At 48.4% G+C, this 19,820-nt stretch carries 19 protein-coding genes and 1 pseudogene; 2 read left to right on the top strand and 18 right to left on the bottom strand.

The window, feature by feature from the left end:
* Nucleotides 1-124: 124 nt before the first annotated feature.
* From BLW34_RS05235 to BLW34_RS05175, 12 genes and pseudogenes are all read right to left on the bottom strand, one after another.
* Entirely contained in the window at nucleotides 125-688 is a 564-nt protein-coding gene (locus tag BLW34_RS05235) for a sigma-70 family RNA polymerase sigma factor (protein WP_177165963.1), read from the bottom strand.
* A complete protein-coding gene (locus BLW34_RS05230) occupies nucleotides 688-1,023 on the bottom strand; it encodes a hypothetical protein (protein WP_090576559.1) in 336 nt (111 codons plus the stop codon). Before BLW34_RS05230 ends, BLW34_RS05235 begins: the two co-directional genes overlap by 1 nt.
* A gap of 11 nt (nucleotides 1,024-1,034) precedes the next feature.
* Nucleotides 1,035-1,520: a D-Ala-D-Ala carboxypeptidase family metallohydrolase gene (locus tag BLW34_RS05225; protein ID WP_090576556.1), complete on the bottom strand. Its 486-nt coding sequence runs from the start codon at nucleotides 1,518-1,520 to the stop codon at nucleotides 1,035-1,037.
* A gap of 108 nt (nucleotides 1,521-1,628) precedes the next feature.
* Nucleotides 1,629-2,045, bottom strand: coding sequence for a hypothetical protein (locus BLW34_RS05220; protein ID WP_090576553.1), 417 nt, complete (start codon nucleotides 2,043-2,045; stop codon nucleotides 1,629-1,631).
* Nucleotides 2,042-3,850: a hypothetical protein gene (locus BLW34_RS05215; RefSeq protein ID WP_090576550.1), complete on the bottom strand. Its 1,809-nt coding sequence runs from the start codon at nucleotides 3,848-3,850 to the stop codon at nucleotides 2,042-2,044. Before BLW34_RS05215 ends, BLW34_RS05220 begins: the two co-directional genes overlap by 4 nt.
* 12 nt (nucleotides 3,851-3,862) lie before the next feature.
* A complete protein-coding gene (locus tag BLW34_RS05210; protein WP_090576546.1) occupies nucleotides 3,863-5,077 on the bottom strand; it encodes a hypothetical protein in 1,215 nt (404 codons plus the stop codon).
* A 9-nt stretch (nucleotides 5,078-5,086) separates the two neighbouring features.
* Nucleotides 5,087-7,024: pseudogene (locus tag BLW34_RS16785) on the bottom strand (DUF4815 domain-containing protein).
* 12 nt (nucleotides 7,025-7,036) lie between these two features.
* Nucleotides 7,037-7,519 carry a hypothetical protein gene (locus tag BLW34_RS05195; RefSeq protein ID WP_090576537.1) on the bottom strand — a complete coding sequence of 161 codons (483 nt, stop codon included), beginning with the start codon at nucleotides 7,517-7,519 and terminating at the stop codon, nucleotides 7,037-7,039.
* A gap of 48 nt (nucleotides 7,520-7,567) precedes the next feature.
* The gene (locus BLW34_RS05190) at nucleotides 7,568-10,186 is read right to left on the bottom strand and encodes a hypothetical protein (RefSeq protein ID WP_143037871.1); all 2,619 of its coding nucleotides are present in this window, start codon (nucleotides 10,184-10,186) and stop codon (nucleotides 7,568-7,570) included.
* Entirely contained in the window at nucleotides 10,170-11,264 is a 1,095-nt protein-coding gene (locus BLW34_RS05185; protein WP_090576532.1) for a baseplate J/gp47 family protein, read from the bottom strand. Before BLW34_RS05185 ends, BLW34_RS05190 begins: the two co-directional genes overlap by 17 nt.
* 1 nt (nucleotide 11,265) lies before the next feature.
* Nucleotides 11,266-11,883, bottom strand: a complete 618-nt coding sequence (locus BLW34_RS05180; protein WP_090576529.1) for a GPW/gp25 family protein — start codon at nucleotides 11,881-11,883, stop codon at nucleotides 11,266-11,268.
* Nucleotides 11,883-13,031, bottom strand: a complete 1,149-nt coding sequence (locus BLW34_RS05175; protein WP_143037870.1) for a hypothetical protein — start codon at nucleotides 13,029-13,031, stop codon at nucleotides 11,883-11,885. Before BLW34_RS05175 ends, BLW34_RS05180 begins: the two co-directional genes overlap by 1 nt.
* A 113-nt stretch (nucleotides 13,032-13,144) precedes the next feature.
* Here BLW34_RS05175 and BLW34_RS05170 point away from each other — a divergent pair, with 113 nt between their 5' ends.
* Nucleotides 13,145-13,468, top strand: coding sequence for a type II toxin-antitoxin system RelE/ParE family toxin (locus tag BLW34_RS05170; RefSeq protein WP_090576520.1), 324 nt, complete (start codon nucleotides 13,145-13,147; stop codon nucleotides 13,466-13,468).
* Nucleotides 13,465-13,743 (top strand): helix-turn-helix domain-containing protein, encoded by a 279-nt coding sequence (locus BLW34_RS05165; protein WP_090576517.1) that lies wholly within the window; start codon nucleotides 13,465-13,467, stop codon nucleotides 13,741-13,743. Before BLW34_RS05170 ends, BLW34_RS05165 begins: the two co-directional genes overlap by 4 nt.
* Nucleotides 13,744-13,783: 40 nt before the next feature.
* Here BLW34_RS05165 and BLW34_RS05160 read toward each other — a convergent pair whose 3' ends face one another.
* The 6 genes from BLW34_RS05160 to BLW34_RS05135 all read right to left on the bottom strand — a co-directional run bounded on the left by BLW34_RS05160 (nucleotide 13,784) and on the right by BLW34_RS05135 (nucleotide 19,808).
* A complete protein-coding gene (locus tag BLW34_RS05160; protein WP_143037869.1) occupies nucleotides 13,784-14,554 on the bottom strand; it encodes a hypothetical protein in 771 nt (256 codons plus the stop codon).
* 2 nt (nucleotides 14,555-14,556) lie between these two features.
* The gene (locus BLW34_RS05155) at nucleotides 14,557-16,020 is read right to left on the bottom strand and encodes a hypothetical protein (RefSeq protein WP_090576512.1); all 1,464 of its coding nucleotides are present in this window, start codon (nucleotides 16,018-16,020) and stop codon (nucleotides 14,557-14,559) included.
* Nucleotides 16,017-18,722, bottom strand: coding sequence for a lytic transglycosylase domain-containing protein (locus tag BLW34_RS15515; protein WP_143037868.1), 2,706 nt, complete (start codon nucleotides 18,720-18,722; stop codon nucleotides 16,017-16,019). Before BLW34_RS15515 ends, BLW34_RS05155 begins: the two co-directional genes overlap by 4 nt.
* Nucleotides 18,723-18,923 (bottom strand): hypothetical protein, encoded by a 201-nt coding sequence (locus tag BLW34_RS05145; RefSeq protein WP_090576509.1) that lies wholly within the window; start codon nucleotides 18,921-18,923, stop codon nucleotides 18,723-18,725.
* A complete protein-coding gene (locus tag BLW34_RS05140) occupies nucleotides 18,880-19,308 on the bottom strand; it encodes a hypothetical protein (protein WP_090576507.1) in 429 nt (142 codons plus the stop codon). Before BLW34_RS05140 ends, BLW34_RS05145 begins: the two co-directional genes overlap by 44 nt.
* A gap of 77 nt (nucleotides 19,309-19,385) precedes the next feature.
* Nucleotides 19,386-19,808 (bottom strand): hypothetical protein, encoded by a 423-nt coding sequence (locus tag BLW34_RS05135; protein WP_090576504.1) that lies wholly within the window; start codon nucleotides 19,806-19,808, stop codon nucleotides 19,386-19,388.
* Nucleotides 19,809-19,820 lie beyond the last annotated feature (12 nt).

Below are 19,820 nucleotides of genomic sequence, written 5' to 3'. Positions count from 1 at the left end.
AGTTTATAGGCATTGGACTGGTACACTTTTATTCCGCGATCGCAGCGAAATTAGTGCACTTCAGTGGTACATTTTTACACCGCTATTTACACCGTGACAAACGAAATTAAAATCAGCCTTTTTATCAATTTAATACTCCTTCCAGTTGGTTTAAAATTTCCTTGTGCTGAATACACGCCCATGCCTCGCTTTTACCCATGATTCGTCCTATACCCCGCAAGCTCACGCCGTCGACATAGCGCATCGTCATCAGCTTTTTGTGTTTTTCACTGAGTCCATCAAAAAACCCGACAGCTTTCATTACAAGGTCTTTCTTGATTAGATATTCGAGCGGGGTATCTTCCTGACTGATAAGATCGAACCCCTCTTCGAGAGCATCTTCAAAAGACGAGATAATCACCTCCTCAGATTCACCCCTTTTGATCTTCTCCCGGTGCGGCCTCCCAATACAATCGGCCCTACGCAAAGCATCAAGCATTGCTCCACGAATGCGCGTAAATGCATAATTCTGGAAGCTCTGTCCTGGTAACTCACCGTGCAACCTGATTGCATCCAGTAAGCCAATCATGCCTGCCTGAATTAAGTCATCCACTTCCACGCTTGCTGGCAGCTTGACCATCATATGGCGCGCAATACGCTTAACTAACGGGGCGCACTCAATGATTAGTTGATCTGATGTTTTATCCACTATTTCAGATCAAGAGATCCCAAAAATCTGACAAACATATCAAGTCCGCCCGTCACTTTTCCGGCCAATATCAGCGCCACGATGATGATTCCATAACCAATCAAAGTTGCAGTCATGTGCATACCGCGTATAAAACCGGATTTCTTGGCCTTATCCTCAACAACCTGCATAGCACTGCTCTGAGCCATCGCAGTCAGTTTGCTTAATTTTTTTTCTAACTCTGCAATGCTGGTTTGTTGTGATTTAGTTAGACTGGCAATCTCCTTTTCAAGGGATGCGATCTTCGCTGAGTTTTGTCCTATCTGCATGGCGTGAGGACATTGTGGATCTGACATTTCATGTCCTCTTATTTGATCAAACCTTGTTGTTTGTTTTTACCCTTGATCGTCAGACATTGCATCCTGTTTTGATCTGGCTTCAGGGATACATGCACCCAACCGGAACTAGGAATTCCAGATGTGTAGTTTTCAAGAATGAGTTGATCGAAGGTCAGGTTATCCCTTACCCAGCAAGCAAGATCATAGTTTGATACTCCGGGCACCTCAAAATCTACTGCCTGCCCAAGCATGTGCTGCGATGTTTTGCTGCTTCCGGGGATTGCTTTATTTAGCGATGGCGATCTATATCCACTATTCGGACGGAATGGCTTGCCGTAGTGCGCTCTCACTGGTTCTAGAACATCCTCACAAAGCAGTACCAAGCCGTTGATTATGTCTTTTGGCGGTATGTTATCGATTCCCAGCTCAATGGCTTTGTCTGAATGTATTAGTTCCTCGAGCGTAAAGTGTAGCGATAATTTTCTGCTTAGATATTCATTTGAGCCTGCCCCCATTAGTCGTTCCCCTTAACGAGTGTAGAAATACCAACTCATTGTCGTGTCACGACCACAACTTAATCTCAGACAGGAAATTAAAAAATCCGCACTAGGCGAAGGAGGATGTCAAAGCTTCTCAGCTTCAATAAATAAATTATCGAGCGTCTTATTATCTAGGCCCAGCGAAGACGCGATCTGCTGTACCAGGCCGTAGTTACGCTGGACTTCGAGTGCGTATTCCCACTCGATCTGCGCAGCCTTGCGCTGAGTCTCGTCTGGAATGGATGCAAGTGCAGCGTCCACATCGTTCAGCTTACCGATATTTAGCAAGGCCAAACGTGCTTGGCGCATGGTGACTGATTGGGGTACTTCAGGTTGTGGCGCTTCTGGTAGTGGAAAATCACCCGGCTGTGCATCTTCAATGACGCTCTCGCCGACTACGGTGAATGGAAAATCGACTCCATCACAGCGATAGCGATCACTCAGCACTTCGATCTTACGATACGGGCCGAATATACCTACCTGAGTCACAAGTTTTTTCATTCTGCCGCCTCCAAGCAAGCAATCATTGCACTAGCCGGCCCACCACAGCTTACGACCCACAGGTCATTACCACTAGGAGATACGCCAAATAAATTGGTTTTCCACCCCATAGCACGGATAACCGGTGAGTCAACCTTGAAAATCCGTTTGCTGGTATAGCCCAGGACCACAGCAGATCCCGTTAAATTTGGGGCGTATTTTGCAGATCCATTCCCAAGAGAATTTATGCGGTAATTGAACTGGTCTTTATCGAATGCGTGAGCAACAAAATCCTGTCGTGAAAGAGTGCTGGAGAATGAATCAACTATATCTATGACTGGGCTGACACCAGATGCGTCAACATTAATCAACACGGAAGAAGTATCATCTCCAATAGACAAAGAAATGACGTCTCCACTTACGGAAACAATATTGAAACTTGCAGGTGAAGCATTGAGTTGAATAATGGAAGCTGTTCCTGCACCTGCAACACCAGATGAGTCTGCTGTCAAAATATTAGATGATAAAGAACCGGCAGCACTATAATTCACAACAACGACCTTGCCGGACTCAACGACAGTAGCTATGCCTGATGATAGAAAACCAGAGCTACCAAAATAATCTCCAAGAACAACATCAGAAGCGGACGCTGTCATTCCAGTAACGGATATGATAGCTCCATGCGCTTTATCCAAATTGGCGTAAATTACGGCCACACGTCCTGAAGGCAGAACTAACCAACGAAATTCTGGCATAGTTGTAGTTAGCAAGGCCGCGCTGCCAGGAGTCACTGTTATGCCAGAAATACTGTGAGGCTTTGCAGAAATGTTGATGCCATCACTATTGAGCGACAGCACAGTAGATTCGGAAATCGGAATCAGAACCAATCCGCTTTTTTTGTCTGTCGGGCGATCTAGCGCCAGCGTATCACCGATGGCAACCGTATCATTAGAAATACTAATTGCACAGATCTCTGCATATGGACCGCTACTGCGCCCCTGAGTGAAGGCGAATGTCGTGCCGGAATTTCCAAGTTCCACCAGCATACCCATCTTATCCGGTATGTTTGTTGAGCGAGTGCCGACCGGGCCAGGAAAAATGGTGGTTCCGGACAAGGAGAGAATCACGCCGCACAAATCACTAGCTGTTGCTCCGAGCACCAGAACTTTGTCTGCAGAAGCGAGAATTCCCTCAATTAAACTATTGTTGATGGTTGCAATCACAACTGTTGGTTGACCGAAAGAGCGGGTGTTAGCATCGTACACAATGGCATTCAATACTGTGGTGCCAAACAAAATCAGTGTGCGATTTTGATCAACCGCTATAGCTTTCATACTAAAAGAGCTGGACATGCCCGTAAGTGAATAAAATCCCTTCGATGCTGTTACACCAAGCTTTTCAATACCAACAGTTACCCAAACACCATTAACAGCTGTGTTGTCCACAAGACCAACAATCCCTGTCTGCCCAGAGCGAATCCAACCCAACTTCTTCCCGGCAGAATCCATGATACCCAGATCATGGGAGCCAGCATTCTGAATAGCGAATGATGGAATGCCTGCATTCATCGTCGTAGCGTCAGGCAACGTTACATAATTACCGCTTTCTGTTGGAGTAATGCTCTGAATCGTTTCGGAAGAAGATGTTAGGGTGATGGAACCGCTAGCAGAATTCCCACCAACACCTAATAAAGAAGACGATAGACCATGCAGTTCATGGTCTATTTGCGCAAACGCTCCTCTAATTCGCTCAACATCGTCAAACAAGAAATTATCTGAACTAGGTAACGGTAAATTAAAATTTACTGTTCTGTCGTCAATAGGCATAGATCACACGCCTCATATCGTCATGAAACGAAGATTTTTCACGCGAGGACGAGCTGATGTAGCGCCGGTCAGTTCGAGCTTGATCTGAATCATGTCTTCGCTGATGCCAGCAATCTCATGCTTCATTTCGTAGAAACCATCGTCAATTGGGGAGGAGGATACATAAGGAACCGTTGCCCAAGTGTCCCCCGCATCCACACCCTTGTATTTCACCGTCACAGATGATCCGCCAGGGATGATCGCATCAAACAACACCTTCACACTTATGCTGGTTCCGCCTTTGATTGCGCGGGAAACATAATCGCCGTTTGCAGATACTGATCCCACTACGAGCTGTGTGCCAGGAAATAAGATAGGGGATACATTTGCAGAACCATACATCTTGGCTGATATGCTGATGTTACCAGTCACTGCTGCAGTCAACCGTACAGGCTGACCAGTAGAAACACTGACAGTTTCACCCCCAGGAAGGGATAATTCATACTCAATTCGCGTTACGCTACTGGGCAACTCTTCGGCAGCTATAAGCATCAAATCTGTTGCATCAGTAACGGCGATGCTCCCCAGAGAGACGGTTTTATTTGTCTGGGTGAATACAGCCTTGTGTAGCCGGAATGCTAAATCACGGTCTTGGTGAGCCGTCCATGTGGATGCATTCGAGGAGGATAACAATACACCTACCTGATAAGGCTGGCTGGTTACCCAGCGACCGTTTGCTGCATCCCACTTGCCCAGCTCGGCAATGCGCATTTCAGTCACGGCATCGTCACACATGACAACCAAAGCGTATTCGACTCCAGCCAGAAGCTGAATGGGTGCTGTAAGTGTTATTCTGGTGTGTACCGTGGTACTGATCGCGGACGGAGCTAATCTTGCTTCTCCAATCACGGATTGGTTGGGCACGCCGTTGCTGGTTTCACGAATCTGCACTACCACATCGGAAGAACCCTTCGCAGAGAACCACAGGTCTATCGCCGCGATCTGGGCAGACTGCTCTAAAGAAAACGTCTGGGCGAGAGGGTCAACTAGTAATCCTGAAAATACTAGCGTCGTTATTGAGACACTCCTGAGAACCTGGCTGGTGATAGTGCCATTGCCAACGAAAACGGCATCTCCATGGGAACCGCCAGCACCATTGAATCGAACGCGCTTGGTTCCTGCTGGCAAGCCAGCGGGAATGGTGAACTTGCCAGTAACCACACCTTGAGCATTAGCTTGAATAGTCATTTCTTATCCTTATGGCGCAACAGGGGTAACGGCGACACCATCGAATGTAACGCTGGAAAGCGCTTCGTTCGGGCCAAACCCTGAAATCGTGAAATTAATATCTATTTGACGTAGAAATTCAGCTGGCCTGCTTGATCTGGACAGCACCTGCACGCCAGTGGCCGTACCGAAACCTATTAGCAAGCGGCCTCTCCCAACCACAATTTGTTGGGTGATGGATGACGCCCAGGAAGTGTTTGTAACTGTCCAGTTGTCGATAGCCGGAGTAAGGCGGACACTGGCAGGCAGCGGCTCGAATGCCATGTATGGGTTGACCTTCATCGTACCGGTACGAGCTGATTGCTCAAGAACAAGAGACAGATCGCTCGCCATTGATGCCGGGGAAGACACATCGGACGACATCAAACTGACTTGATCGATTGTCACGGGTAGGGTCAGTTCGCCCGAGAAGATTGCACCTGTTTGGGCGACACCCGCGTCTCGCAGGGAGTCATCCAGAAATGGATCGACAAAGAGACCTTTCTTCTGCCCTGCTTCGGTCAAGCTTGCGCTCCCCTCCAGGCGTTGCTGGGCAATCAAGCCCAGCATGTAATCGATACGACTATTGATCGCAGACAAGTCAGACATGGGCACGACGCGCACACCATCATTCTCTATGCGTCGCGTGGCGCCCCAGTCCTGGTAGATCGTGGCTAATGGGAGGACATTATCGGGGACAGCCGGAACCTGCGGATTCCATTCTGCCGATACGCCGCTGAACCATACAATATCACCCTAGGCATTTAGTGCGATTCGGTCATAACGCGGCAGTTTCTGGTTGTAGGTCACCAGAATGAGACTACCAACTACCGCGCCTTCTACCGTGAAACCGGTATCGTCTATTGCGGTCGGGGTAACTTCGGAAATATATTGATACGTAACTGTATAGGTTGAGCCAGGAGCAGGCTCATTACCCGCAAGAGACCAGTCAACCTTTCCGCTGGTTAACTTGTAGTCAGTATTAGCGAGATACGTAGTCCCACCTTGCTTCACTTCCAGAAGCGACAGAACCGATGTGTCAGGCAGCGGGTCTTGTGCGCCAACAAAACCGCCATGGGTCAGAGTGACGGTCTTTTCCGCCGTAATTTGTACGCTAGCGATGTTCTCAATTGGAGTTCGGTCGATATCGACGCGCTGAGCACTCACCGTCGTGCTGGTGTGAGGCTCGGAAATGATATTACGCAAATCCGGGATGACTGGATACACTTCACGCCGGGAGGTTTTTAGCTCTACACCATATCCATAGACACGAGCACGACCTTCACCGACCGAATAAACCTGCTCTCCGGTTCCAAGATCATCCAGCGCCTTAACAGTCAAACCAGAAACCACATAGGTACCACCGGCGGAATCGCGATCATAGCGAGCAAGAGACTGCGTAACGGAATCCAGATTAGGAGGCGTTTCCTTGGCGCGCAGCTGGCCATCTTCAACGGTATAAACCGGGTAAAACTCCCCCGTCGCACCATCACCCTGGAAACTCCAGATAGCTTCAACCTTCAATCTGGCAGCACCAGACTCCTGGTAATTGCGGACATCAATGGCTGGATCGCGCAATGCCGGATCATCCAACTCGGTGATGACAGTTTCAACCAGACGTATTCCGACCGATACCACGCCGGTAGTCGGGATGGTCATGGTTTTGGATGGAATCCCACGCACTGCGCCGACCAGATAAATTGCACCGGACTGACACTGCACCTCACCAGTAGCGCTGTTCACGATAATCTGCGCATCACGAACAACATCGCCATCCTTGAACAGAGCATCGGCAACACCGCGAACACGATCCTCCGCGTATGACTGAACCTCATTTAACTCCGATGATTGCAGGACATAACCCGCGCGGAAAAGGTGTTTTTCGTATTTTTTCGCCGGATCAAATCGATTGTAGTAGCCATCTATCATGGTTGATTAGCCTCAAATAGTAATTACAAATTCAAATGACTGACGAACAGCGGATGATCGGGAAAATTTTGGGAATCTCTCCAGTGCCAGAAGGATTCCAGTGTCTTGTATCTCAGACGGTATAAAATACGTTTGCCCCACCGGAAGCCCTGACACAACCTGAGTGCCGGTAAAAACACCCGCTTCGCGGACTTCCGCGCTGGGAGAGTCGAGGAAATCAAAGTTGAACTTCATGTAGAGATGATTCGATGGCCCCGGCACTTCAGTAAAGCGCCCGGTCGGAACGATGATTTCCCCTGCTTCATCAGGAACACAGAATTTCACGGAAGTTGCAGCACGACGGCCTACTTCAGCTACAAGCCCCGTCTGATCCACGGTTTCAACAACCGGAACCGTATCCCATGCCGCATCGCCGGAACCCCACGCCAGATGTATTGGCTGCGCCTTGATCGCTATCGCCATAGCGGCTCGACCAGAAAGTGTCAGAATTGCCATTCAACGAAACTCCATTAATGTTTCGTTAAGCGTACAATCACGACTTGATCAAGAACCTACGATGCTGTTTAAGTATGATGTTAAAGCGGACAGTTCGTCCTGGGTCAGAGGTCGATTTATTACTATCAATCCTAGATTGTCTGTACTAAGTGTGAGATTTACACCGAGCGTCAACCCCTGCTCGATTACTGCGCCGCCAATCGTCGCCCTAGCTCGGGTGGCATTCGTACCTAAGTCTGGATTGGTAGAAACCAGCGCATCATCAACGCCGTCATAATCGAGCCAGTAGACTTGGTTGAATCCTGGCTCATAAACATCATAATTACCGAATGTTTGCTGGTATGCAGTCGCGGTCTCTGTAACAGTCTCATATTGAGCTGAGTGTATGATGACAGACTGATTATTAGTGTTCGTCCCTGTTGGGTATAGAAATCTCATTCTATTTTCTCCAACAGGGGTTATTGCGGATATAACCAACCTAAATACTCTACCGCCGTTAGGCCCCACATCCGATAATTTTTCACAGTACCCTAACTGAGATCCATTACCAAGTAACAACTCTATTGTTCCAGTAGACCATTTTAAATTGATTCTTCCTGAAAATGTCAATGTGGTACTGTCATAAAGGCCAATTGTAGTTAATGCAGCTTTATTAGATGGGGCTTCTTCGATAATTACGGAAAGCGTATCCCTTTCACCTGATGACATTCCAATATTATTGGATATATTCCTGCTAGATACTACCCCTGCGTTGGTTACTTGGTACGCTTTGTCGCCTGGATATAATGGATTAACAGATATTTGGCTCCAGTCAGATGATGTATTCCAAGCACCTCCAGACGCTATTGTTAATAATAAATCACCGGATGCCCGCAATAAATTCCTAATCCCACTGGTCGGCTGCCTTTTCAGAATCGGTTTTTTAGACGTTGTGGCTTGAGTTGCGTGATTTTCATTACCGGATTTATCGAGTATTTTTCCAACCGACTGCCCCACTGACGTTACAGGAATCGTTCCAGCAGAATCTTGGAACATCGTGGAAAAATCAGACGGGTCGTACCAAAAACCTTGCTCATTGTTAACAAACAGGCCCATATCACCAATAACCGTCAGCTGCGTCGTAATCAAGAGCTCATCCACACCCTCCACCCATGTGGAACTGTCCCACTTTCCAACCCACCTTCTATCGGCATCATGACCAGAATCTATCAATACTGCGTAAAGAATATCTATAGATGCAGGATTATTAGTAATTGGTAAAAAAGCATAACCGGTTTGGATCATTTCGGCAGAGAACATAAACATGGTCTCAGGAAGCTCAACCAACCCCGTATAAAGAATGTCTATAGATGCAGGGTTATTAGTAATTGGTAAAAAAGCATAACCGGTTTGCGTCATTTCAGTAGAGAGCGCAAAAGCCTCGGCCAACAACTCAATCCACCTTACCCTCCGGTCATCAATGATCTCTTCTACTTGTTCATAAATAATCGTTACGACACCATCGGAAAGCCTCAAATCATCGTCTTCAGTTGCGCCGCCAGATAACGTCATTCCAGGCATGATCCGGATTATCCTGCCACGACCAAATACCGAATTAGTATTACCGAGAGACCAGGAATCCGATAGGCATATTGATGCCTTGGCGATAGTTCTAGGGTTGGGAATATCGGCCACATAAGCCAACTTTTCACTTGCCAACGTCATCAGCCCGTAGGCCATGAAGGGATAGTTCTTGATATATGTATCAAAATCGAGGCGATACGCACTCAAGGGCGAGTCCATCTCAAGTTTAATTCTGGCAACACGGACGCGTGTTTCGGATGCACTCACGATGCTATCTATAACACCTGCGTCAATATAAGCGGGGGGAACAAGCGGTCTGGCTTCCGCGAGCATAATGCCACCAGCCTTATTGCGCCTTATCAACGGAATAACCTTGCCCCAATTTGTGCCTGCATTACCAACCGGCTGTATGGTTGCAAACGTGTAATAGTGCGCTCCATGTAGATGATAACGTTCACTCAGCTTCGATTCACTCAGAACAAAGATGTCCTTCCATGGCTCGTAGATATGCACATCTTCTTGCGTCAATCGCTTGATGGTGTCTTCGATAGCAAGCGCATTGTTTCTCGGCCTGAGCGCCTCGTCGATGATGTATGCGCTATATTCCGCATCGGTTCGTCCTTCGCGTGGAAAGCCGAAATATTCACCCCAGTAATCCAGCCATTCACTTTGCGCGGTATCAAGGTACATCTGGAGCAAGGCTTGATCAATGCTGCCAGCAGCAATTTCAAGCTCGATCGCGTAAGAATCCATCAAAGACCAAAGCAGGCTCTCATAGACTCTCAGCGCATCGCCATTGGATTGAGATTGACTGCCGGAGCCAGACAACAGGATTGCGGACGAGTGACTTGAGAGCTCGGCATCCTGATAAACAACCTGGAAGCCAGTATTTGTCAGCGCATCAGCTAATTCATCAAGCGTTAAGGAGGCAAGATTGAAATCAGTTGTGTTTTCCGATGCCTCCGTACCAACCGATAACACTCGATTATTAACAGTCCATCTGAAAACATCGGGATGCTGGACACGCAGCGCAATTTTCGCATGAGGCGATTTATCGAACGGCGAATGAAGCGATTTAAGCAGGCGGTCAAGCATTGACTTCAATGACAGTAAAATCACCTAAACGCAGCACCTCATCATTGCCGCAAATGATATTTGACTCATTTGAGACAAAGATATCTTTGATGCCAACCACACTTAAGGCCGCATCAGTCAGGCTTTTCATGTAGAGCACGCTACCGGACTCGACGCCATCGAATTCTGTTTCTATCCTTGCCTTAATTTCATTGATAAGAGCGGTTGTGAGAGAGTAACCAGGAAACAGGCTGGCATTCATTGTCACATTGATGGTCTGCTCGGTCATTTTATTGACCGTCACGCGAATGCCTGCTGAACGGTAACCAGGTATTTTCGTTCCATCGTCCAGTTCATAACCGTCCACCAGCATTTGCGCTTGAGTGACCAACGCATCACTGGCAATTCCACCTGATCCATAAATGTGAATGTCAACGTGCCCGATTTCCTCCTCAACACCAATTCGGGCAACATATTCTATTGTTTCGCCCAACTCGGATTTGACTGCAGCAGAAGCAACCGCAAATTTGATAGCCGCCAAAGTGCCGCGAGATAGCGACAGGATGAAATCGGCAAAACGGATTTTGCGCTCTTCCTCGGTCTCGGCATCCCTGCCGTTATTAATTGGCAGGTTGCTGATAACCGCATTGCTATCGAAAAATGACGACTGGACAATGGTTCCTGCGGAGGTATTGCCCAGCATACCGGGCAAAGATGCTTCAACCTGTATTTGCACGAATGTCGTGCCGGTCAGCCAGGTAACATCCTGAACGCTTTTGTATTCCCGCCCATCGGCTGTTAGAAAAACGGTTCCCTCGGGGATCGGAAGATCGCTGGTTCTGGCCGCGCCCTGCGTAACGGTTACAGTACCAACTGCAAGTGCGGCAGAAAGTCTCTCAAAATTAAATGCCCGGAAAATCGCAACTGGTATCGCTTCCCGTAAACCAATGAAAAATTGTTGATAGAGTTCCTCAATCTCGACAGCAGGCGCTTCAACCAAAGTTCTCGCTACCGATCCCACGTTGAAATCGGTGATCTTTGATTGTGTTGCCTTCATCCAATTCAGCATGGATGCAGTCACACTAATAAAATCCTTGATCTGGAACATATTAAATCACCACCTCCAAATTGACTGGTCTGCCATGGATTGTCTCAGCATTCACCTCAACCCTTATTTTGTCCCCTACCGCTTCCGCCTTGGATTGAATGACGCGCGATATTCGCTCATCAGCCGCAACCACGGATTTTGCGTACTCAGCCGCCATGATTGCAGATACAGGCGAGCTGACCTCACCGATGATCCTCGGAATCATCGAGCCATATCTGGGGTGAAATGGGAGATTACCTTTTTCAGTAATCATGGCGTGATTCAATGCCTGCCTCAGATTGGGAACGCCAGACGCCATGGCGAAATCGCCCCCTTCTGTTGCTTCGAGCAATTTATTATTGAGAGCCACGTCCCTGAGAAATGCATCATCGGGAGACCGTGTTGCAGGCACAAACGGACTGGGAGCAAGCACCTTGATTGGATTGCCAGCCAGTAACACTCCCGGAACAACCAGATCAGGATCGCTGGTGATGAATGGCGGTCTTAATTCATTCAGCGCAACCAGATCGGGCCAGCGATTAGCATCACCCAGTTCACGAAAAGCAATGGCCTGGATCGTATCGCCATGGAATGTCTCGGCGATTCTGTACGCAGGTATCTGTATTCTTGGCGGCGCCATCAGATCGCCACCCCAGCAACAACATTGTTAGTGTGCGCAAGCAATTCACTTTGCGACATGGGCGATAAGACCGGATCGGTTCTTGTCAGGGCAGCAAGGCTCGATTGGGCAGCGCTGGATACCGTCACTGTCGAATCGGTTTCAGGTGTAATAGCTGCGAAGGTATTAGTGTTAGTGTAGATGCTGGGCGGTCGTCCGCCTGCCGTAGACGAGCAATTTGACGCGCCGTATACAGATGAGTAATCGTCATAGTAAGGCGTAATCCCTAGAGCGTTGCGTATCAGGCAGAAAATAGATGAGTATTCGGTTGCCACCTTGGATATTTGCTGTTTTACAAGCGATGGTAAATCTAGTATTGCTGATATGGAACGTGCGATGTTCATGCCAGCCTGCGCGATCTCTCTAGCCATCAAAATCACTCTCGCCACCACATTGACACCCGTGCGGATCATGCCAATGACTGCATTCATAATCTTGCGCGTCATTTCCGCAAACTCTTTAACCGGGCCGAGAATATTCTTATCTATCCACTTCGCTGCATCATTCAGGAGTTTAGTAATGCGCCCAATCGCCCCGAGCAGACCGGCTATGACGGAAGGCATGTTGGGCTGAGCAGGTGCGGGCAGAAAAGGCGACGAATCGATATCCGGACTGATTACCGCCATCGAGATATTGAACTGTGCGAGCAGTGGTCTTGATTTGCTGCGCCGCAATACAAATTGAATCGGTACGACATGAACCGCAAACTGATCTAGGGTGTCAACGAATAACAACCTCGTATCGTCAGGATTCCTGCCCTCATTGATCCGTATCTGTCTGATTCCATGCCAAGCATCAATATGCTCTTTCAACCTAATCATCCGATCCAGTCCGTCACCAGAATCGTACTTAATACGCCATCCGGTATTGCCGGATATGTTGATGGTAGGCAATCCCTTGCCAAAGCTATCCGCCCAGCCCAGCGATTCTCCGCCAAGTGTCTGATGAACCGTTACGCGCGAAGGATCAACCCGTGTTAGCTCTTCAGGACGGATAATGAATTTGTATTCATTGATTACAGGATCAGGGCCACCGGTCATTAAAACAAACGAGATCGGCCTGTCCCCTGCTTTCTGTGATTTTGGAGGCTGTGTTTGGATCGTGAGCATGAAGGTAAATTAGCATCACGACATGGTGGACTATGCTAAACGAAGAAGCTTGGGGAGTAGACAGGCATGAGAACCATTGTTATCATTTATGATAACATTCATAAGGACGCAAAATGAATTGGAAGGTTGAATTCTATGCTGGAGTAACTGACCAGATTATAGGTATGCCACCCAAGATTCAGGCCAGAATGATCCGTCTTCTGGAACTTATAGAAAAGCATGGAGCTAACCTGGGATCGCCACATACAGAACCTATGGGTGACGGTCTTTTTGAAATTCGTGCAAAAGCAGAGGAAGGTATTGGTCGAGGTTTATTCTGTTATCTCAAAGGAAAACGGGTCATTGTTCTCCACGCATTCGTAAAGAAGAGTCAGAAAACCCCGAAGAAAGAGATTGATCTAGCAAGAAATCGTCAAAGAGAGGTCGAAAGAAAATGAATCTTCATCAATTAAAACAAAAAGCATTATCGAATCCTGCCGTGAAATCAGAATACGATAAACTTGATGCAGAATTCCAGTTGGCAGACGCTTTAATCTCCATGAGAAATAGAGCTAAGCTTACCCAGGAAGAAATTGCCATGAGAATGGGAACGCAGAAAAGCAATGTAAGTCGGTTAGAGCGAGGTAATACCAACCCAAGTTGGAATACGATCCAGAATTATGCCCATGCTTGTGGTTTTGAACTGGAATTGAACGTAAAGGAAATCCGGTAGGGTTATAAAAGACAAAATTAAAGTGGCAGAACCTGGATTTCTAGGAGATCGGTGCCCCGGTATTGTCTGGTCCAGCCTCGACACCGGAATGACGGTGCGATCTACCTATATCCACCCCGTTGTGAGTCATGCTGTCGCCGTTAATTGCTACATTTGCATTTATCATCAATGTATCAGCGTTCATGACGATAGTTTGCGCTGTGTGAGCAGCATTTCCACTTGTTTCAATATTGAGATTGCCAGCGTGTACCAGCGAGACATTTCCATCGGGATCAATGGTGATTGTTGCCTTCGTGCCGCCGCTGTTTTTAATCGCTAGCCTGAATGAAACCCGCTTATCAGTATTGCGATCAGTCTTCCATTTTTTATCGAAGTCCTTGCCGTCCAGGTCTTCATGCTCGGGTGAAACGGCCATGCGAACATAAGTTCCGCTCGGGTGGAACCATTCAACATTGCCATCCTTATCTATCGCGCTATACACATCAGAATGGTGACGATCTAACTTTCTGCCCTCTTCCGCAAACAGCATCTGATTGATTTGTGGATAGAGAAAGCCTACGACCACAGGCATTCTCATTGCATCAAAATAGGCCACAGCTGCAATCACGTCGCTCTCCGTGACCTTCGTGATATCCCATTTTGCGTCGCCCTCATCCGGTTGTGCAGGCACGGGCAAGTCAACAAGTCCGCTGCGCGTGCTGGCGGAAGAAGCAAGCACCTGCACTCCAGCTAGGCGAGCACCGTCGTCGGTCATGACGATATCTACCGAATTGTCTTCCGGGTGAATCGCTACCACACGTCCCAATCTCAACATTATCGCGTTCTCTCAGCTATCCAGGGGGATTGTTTGCCCGACTCCATTTTTACCCGCTCGACAAAACCAAGACCTCGCTCAAGCGTAAGTGTGGACACGAAACCGTTGTAGGGGACAAAGGAATGATCGACTTGCGTGACGTAATACAGCGCGTTGAACGCACCTCTTTTCAAGTTGATATACATTCCGGCTCGGATGCGCTCATTACCAAACATGCGAAGGCTGCCACGCTCCAGCACCACGTTATCCTTGTTTTGTTCAACCATGGCAACTCTTCTGTGTTTAACCCAGTCAACTACCTTGTCGCGTCTTTTATCTTCCTCCGCTTCCTTCAAACCTGATGTATAGGCGTCATTCGGCCCGGTCTGCGTCTCTCCGTACATAGCACGAAGACCGTACAGCCCTTCATTCGTGTTCGGATGATTGGTTAGCAATACCGTATCTTTGTCGGATGATGCGTGGACGGCGAACAATTGCCGGTACAGATCGCTGTTCAAATCAAACCGTGGACTTCTTACCCAATAAAAATTGGCTATATCTGCGTCCGAGCGGGAGACGGTCATATTGATGATGCGATCAATCGGCACATCAATAATTTCAGGATCGGGTGCTCTTTCTTGAATTTTCGTTTTTCCATCCACCTTCAATGCGGGTGTCGGACGAAACACGACATGCACACCGTCTTCTTCATCTTGAATAAACAGCTCGTTCCAGATTCCCACATCGGTATACATACGCATCAAGTTATAAAGCGTTCCCTCCTGATTCTGCGTTCCCGATATACTGGTACGGCTGCCATCATCTACAATCCTGTCAAGTTTGAATTCCGCGGGGTTTGAAGAGCCTTCAGGCATCAATCCCTTTAGATACGGATTGATTATTTTTTCAAATACGTCCCGAATGAATTTATCGGATGGGTAATTGGTTTCAAACCCCATCTTGTATCGTTCGAATAGCTTGAAATTCGTGATCAAATTCTGCCCGATTACATAGCCAGGCAGAAATAGAATTTGCAGCATTTGCCAGATTTTGCCGTAATCCTGCCCTACCAATACAACATTCCGCTGTGGCTTACCATCCGCTCCCATGGATTCCGTGCGCCGTATCTCGCTGATGAACCCCCGCATGACGATTGGTATCTTGGTCGTGTCGTCGTGCTCATGCTTCATCCTGATTTCAATCACATCCATTGGCTCGATCAGGCCATACAGGGATTCAAACGATCCCATTTTTTCGTATTGACGATCTATTAACGTAACAGTAAAACCGCCAGCAGGATCCCTGACTGATTTTGAAGTCAGTACGGATGAGCCGTCCCCAAGAACAGGTGACAGATCAATCTGGGTATCCGAATTCGAGAATCTTGTGGATACCGCTTCATTGCCATCCACAGTCCCGCGCCCGACTGTTTTATGTAGAACGACTTTGAGCTGCGGATTATACGTGTCAATAGTTCTGCTCACCTGAATCCCCCCTGCATTCCATGGGGGCTTGGTTGACGCACAATTTTAGTTATGTTGACCGGGGGTGCTGCCGGAGTTCCATTTGAATTATCAAGCGTGAATTTACCGTCAACCGCTATCCTCTGCTCATTCTGACCACCGGCCCATTTCTGGGTGCCTTCTGGCAGTCCCTTCATAATGGAATTGACATAGCCATTTGTTTCTGGAATATTTTTATATCCATCTCCAAATTTCTTTACATTCCCAATGCCCCAGTTATATGCTGCAAGTGCTTTTTCAGTATCCCCGCCAAATTCTTTGTGCAGCCAATCATCATAATCAAGGCCGAACCTGAGATACTCTTCAATAGAATCATCTCGTAAAGGAATAATGTTACCACCTGGATCTCTTCCAGTTTTCGGCATAACTTGTGTTATTCCAAGGGCGCCAGCTTTTGACCTAAGCAACTTTCCGTCTTTACCTAAATGCCGCCATCCAGATTCCATAGCCACCTGCTTTTGAAAAGCCGGATTGTTGCGAATTCTTTGCGCAAGACCCGGTGGCAATGAAGCAAGCACCTCCTCCATCCTTTGCTTTACATCATGGCCCATATTGACTTCACTACCACTCGTTGCCGGACTGGGGGCTGGAGTTACTGCATCAGGCAGACGACCGGCTGTAGCAGGCGTGGATGTGGAACCAATGCCGTTAATCTCATCCAACGCCTTTCCTGCTTCACCTAACTTTTCGTAAACATCGCTGCCATAATCTTTCTTAGGTTTATAAGGATCCCCAGGCTTAAATCCAGCCAATCTTGCCAGATGGAGAATCCCATCTTTCATTGTGTCGATTGCAGGAATAAGCCTCGACGCCATATCTTGCAGCACGCGATTTGTTTCAGACAGCAGTTCTTGCGTCTTACTGCCTTCCGTCTGTTGCATTTCGCGCGTGGCAGTGAGCTTCATTAATACGTTTCTAAAAGCACCCTCATCATTTCCCGTTTGCGCCTTAATCAGACCTTCCCTTTCCTGCTCGTTGAGCTTGCCTTTGTCCGTTCTGTTCAGCAGGCTTCTTGCCGCGCTATCCAGTGTTTTTCTGTCGCCGGTGAATATGCTCGCCGTAGACATGATTCCAGTACTGGAGAGACTGGATAAGTCCACGTCCAGACCGGCCAGATGTTTTTCCATTCCTCCCAGCATCTTAGGGTCTTGCTGATGCAGTACATCCAGCGCCATGGCCTGGGAATGATTCACGCCAAACATACGCGACATAGCGTTCAGCCGCAGCCATGGATTGCTATAATTGTTGCCAAGCCCACCCATTACATGGGAAAACAGGGTATCGCTGGAATTTCCCGCTATTCCATGAGCTGCCACGCCTCGCATCTTCGCCCAGTCCGTGAAAAGCTTCCCGCCGAACGTGCTCGCCCCCGTGGAAAGCAGCCCTCCCTCCTGGAATAAAGTTGACTCAATTGGATTGAGCCCGAGGCGCCCCAGAATTGAGTGCAAGAAATTCTGCCCGGCCTCTCCCGCTCCCCCCCCCTGCATGATGGCCGAATTGGCACGGCCAAGTATCGCTGCTGCTCCCTGTGGATCGAGTCCAGGTATGCCTGAACCAACCATACTGGACAACATTCCCGCATAACCTGCCACGTTAGGCACGGTCAAACTCATGCGCGCCTGGTTCGCGGTATAACCGGCTATTGCCTGCATCAACTCATCGGCTTTCGAGAACGCGCCACTTCTGGCGATCCCCTCCCCGATCATGAGCCCAAGCCGCCTGGTGTCCGATTCGTTGTTGGTGACCTTGAATTGGCGCATCTGCGCGAAGAACTGATTTCCCTGCTTGGTATCCAGGCCGAGCGACCATGAGAAGCCGCCGCCGAAGGCCACTTCTTTCGCCAGGTTCTTGGACTGATCGCGGCTCAATCCTGAAATCTTCGCAAACTCTATGGCCAGCTCCTGAGTTTTGCCGAATGTTTCCCAAATTTCACCAGCAGAGAATCTTAACGAGCTTTTGAGCTCATCGAATCCGACATTGATATCACCCAGAGAGCGTTTCAGGCGATCATAACCAATGGCTTCTTGTTGCGCGTCACCTATTTTCTCTCTTGCCGACGAGATCAGCTTGCCGACACCCAGCGCAGCAAATCCGCCCGCCAAACCGAACAATCCAGCTTTTAAACCGCCGGACATGCCAGCGCTGACAGCATTGCTGATCACTTGCCCGCCAGGCCCGGCAGCGCCTATAGCGGAATTGAATACGTTACCTCCCCAGTGCTTCCAGTCTGCTGTCGCGGGAGTTCCATTTGTTGGCACAGGCAATTGCGAGCCGCCTTGATTGCCGGTAGTGGTCCCCGGCATGCGTGACGCGAACGTCGTACCAGCCGTAACATACTGAAGAACGTCAAGCGCCTTCCTGGCACCCGCACGCTGGTTCTCATACAGCCTATGAAAATCGATATCGAACAGACCGGCATTGGATTGTCCGGTATCTTTTAGACGCTTATTGAAGCTTTCAGATAGCCGTTTTAGAGCATCAAACTGATGAATGACTTTCTTGATATCATCGGCCGTCGCATCGTCAATAGGATTGAATTTAGTATTATTGGCTTCAGCAATTGACTTGGCCAACCGGTTCATCTGGCTAGAGAACTGCTGAACCACCTTATCCAGATCACCGCTATTGAAATCAGCGCTAATTGGTATTCTTACATCAGCCATCTACAACTCTTCCCAATCGTCGTTTTCCATTTTCTGAAGAATGTCATCCAGGTCGAAATCTTCATCTTCGACTTCATCCGCCGTGGCATTTTCGTAGTAGTAATGCGCCCAATAATCCGTCTCGATATCCTCAATCGTTAGATCAAGGAATTTCGGATCATTCGGTGTAAGTTGGTATTTCCTCCTGAACCAGAACTGCAAGGTCTTCGCCAGCTCCTTGCCCCGTTTTTTTGCTTGATTTGCCGACTCCGCTACGAAAGGAATCCTCCCTAGCGCGCAGCGCTTCATAAACGCGGAAAATACGACTGTACGATTCGTCGTCCAGCGGGTCCATCTCATCGATGTTCCAATCTTCCGGCACGGTTACTGCGAGCACTTTCAGATTCGCTACCATAGTCGCCATTTGCGCGAGCCATGGCGTAGGCGTATCTACTCCTTCCGTCAACCTCGAATACTCCGCGCCAATCTGGAATTCATCGCGCATGGTGCGTTTCGCAAGACGGAATCGCCCAATGTCTTTCACATCCACATAAAAATCGGTTGCAAGCAATTTTCTGCCGGTATTTTGCTCTGTTGCTGATTGCATTTCGTGTCCTTTTTGGGTCTATCCCCGCAGGTGCGGGGGAAACTCTCACCCGGGGCTTACCAAGTGAGAATCCAAACTTAAACTATCGTGCCAACCACATCCAACGCCATAAACTGCCCTGACGCCATGACGATAGCGTGCTTCGATATTTCCAGATCGCCGCTCGCATAGGAACATCCGATGTACTTACGCAGCAACGTGCCGTCATCCTTGCTGTAAACCTCGATATCGAACACCAGACCTTGCAGCACGCCGTCCCCGTTTTCCATGGTGATTCCTGCTTCCCGCATCGATCCTTTGTTCAGCACCATGGTTTGTACTTGCAGGTTATGACGAGCCATAGTTGGCACGTACTCGTGGACGTGAATATCACCAATACCGCTCATCGGCTCAGGCGAATAATCGTCATTCATGCGCACGGACTGCACCGCGCCAATCTGTTTTCCGTCAAACATCGCCACGATCCGGTTGCCTGAACGTGTTTTAAGATTTGTTCTCATGTTTCAATAGCT

The organism is Nitrosomonas sp. Nm58 (assembly GCF_900107335.1).
Taxonomy (GTDB): domain Bacteria; phylum Pseudomonadota; class Gammaproteobacteria; order Burkholderiales; family Nitrosomonadaceae; genus Nitrosomonas.
Note: the sequence above shows the minus strand (reverse complement) of the source record. Positions and strands in the feature narration are given on the sequence as shown.

Excerpts from the sequence above, each read along its gene's own strand:
- BLW34_RS05220 (WP_090576553.1), bottom strand. The coding sequence starts at position 2,045 with ATGAAAAAACTTGTGACTCAGGTAGGTATATTCGGCCCGTATCGTAAG.
- BLW34_RS05165 (WP_090576517.1), top strand. The coding sequence starts at position 13,465 with ATGAATCTTCATCAATTAAAACAAAAAGCATTATCGAATCCTGCCGTG.
- BLW34_RS05175 (WP_143037870.1), bottom strand. The coding sequence starts at position 13,031 with ATGCTCACGATCCAAACACAGCCTCCAAAATCACAGAAAGCAGGGGAC.
- BLW34_RS05185 (WP_090576532.1), bottom strand. The coding sequence starts at position 11,264 with ATGTTCCAGATCAAGGATTTTATTAGTGTGACTGCATCCATGCTGAAT.
- BLW34_RS05180 (WP_090576529.1), bottom strand. The coding sequence starts at position 11,883 with ATGGCGCCGCCAAGAATACAGATACCTGCGTACAGAATCGCCGAGACA.
- BLW34_RS05210 (WP_090576546.1), bottom strand. The coding sequence starts at position 5,077 with ATGACTATTCAAGCTAATGCTCAAGGTGTGGTTACTGGCAAGTTCACC.
- BLW34_RS05135 (WP_090576504.1), bottom strand. The coding sequence starts at position 19,808 with ATGAGAACAAATCTTAAAACACGTTCAGGCAACCGGATCGTGGCGATG.
- BLW34_RS05195 (WP_090576537.1), bottom strand. The coding sequence starts at position 7,519 with ATGGCAATTCTGACACTTTCTGGTCGAGCCGCTATGGCGATAGCGATC.
- BLW34_RS15515 (WP_143037868.1), bottom strand. The coding sequence starts at position 18,722 with ATGGCTGATGTAAGAATACCAATTAGCGCTGATTTCAATAGCGGTGAT.
- BLW34_RS05215 (WP_090576550.1), bottom strand. The coding sequence starts at position 3,850 with ATGCCTATTGACGACAGAACAGTAAATTTTAATTTACCGTTACCTAGT.
- BLW34_RS05225 (WP_090576556.1), bottom strand. The coding sequence starts at position 1,520 with ATGGGGGCAGGCTCAAATGAATATCTAAGCAGAAAATTATCGCTACAC.
- BLW34_RS05140 (WP_090576507.1), bottom strand. The coding sequence starts at position 19,308 with ATGCAATCAGCAACAGAGCAAAATACCGGCAGAAAATTGCTTGCAACC.
- BLW34_RS05170 (WP_090576520.1), top strand. The coding sequence starts at position 13,145 with ATGAATTGGAAGGTTGAATTCTATGCTGGAGTAACTGACCAGATTATA.
- BLW34_RS05230 (WP_090576559.1), bottom strand. The coding sequence starts at position 1,023 with ATGTCAGATCCACAATGTCCTCACGCCATGCAGATAGGACAAAACTCA.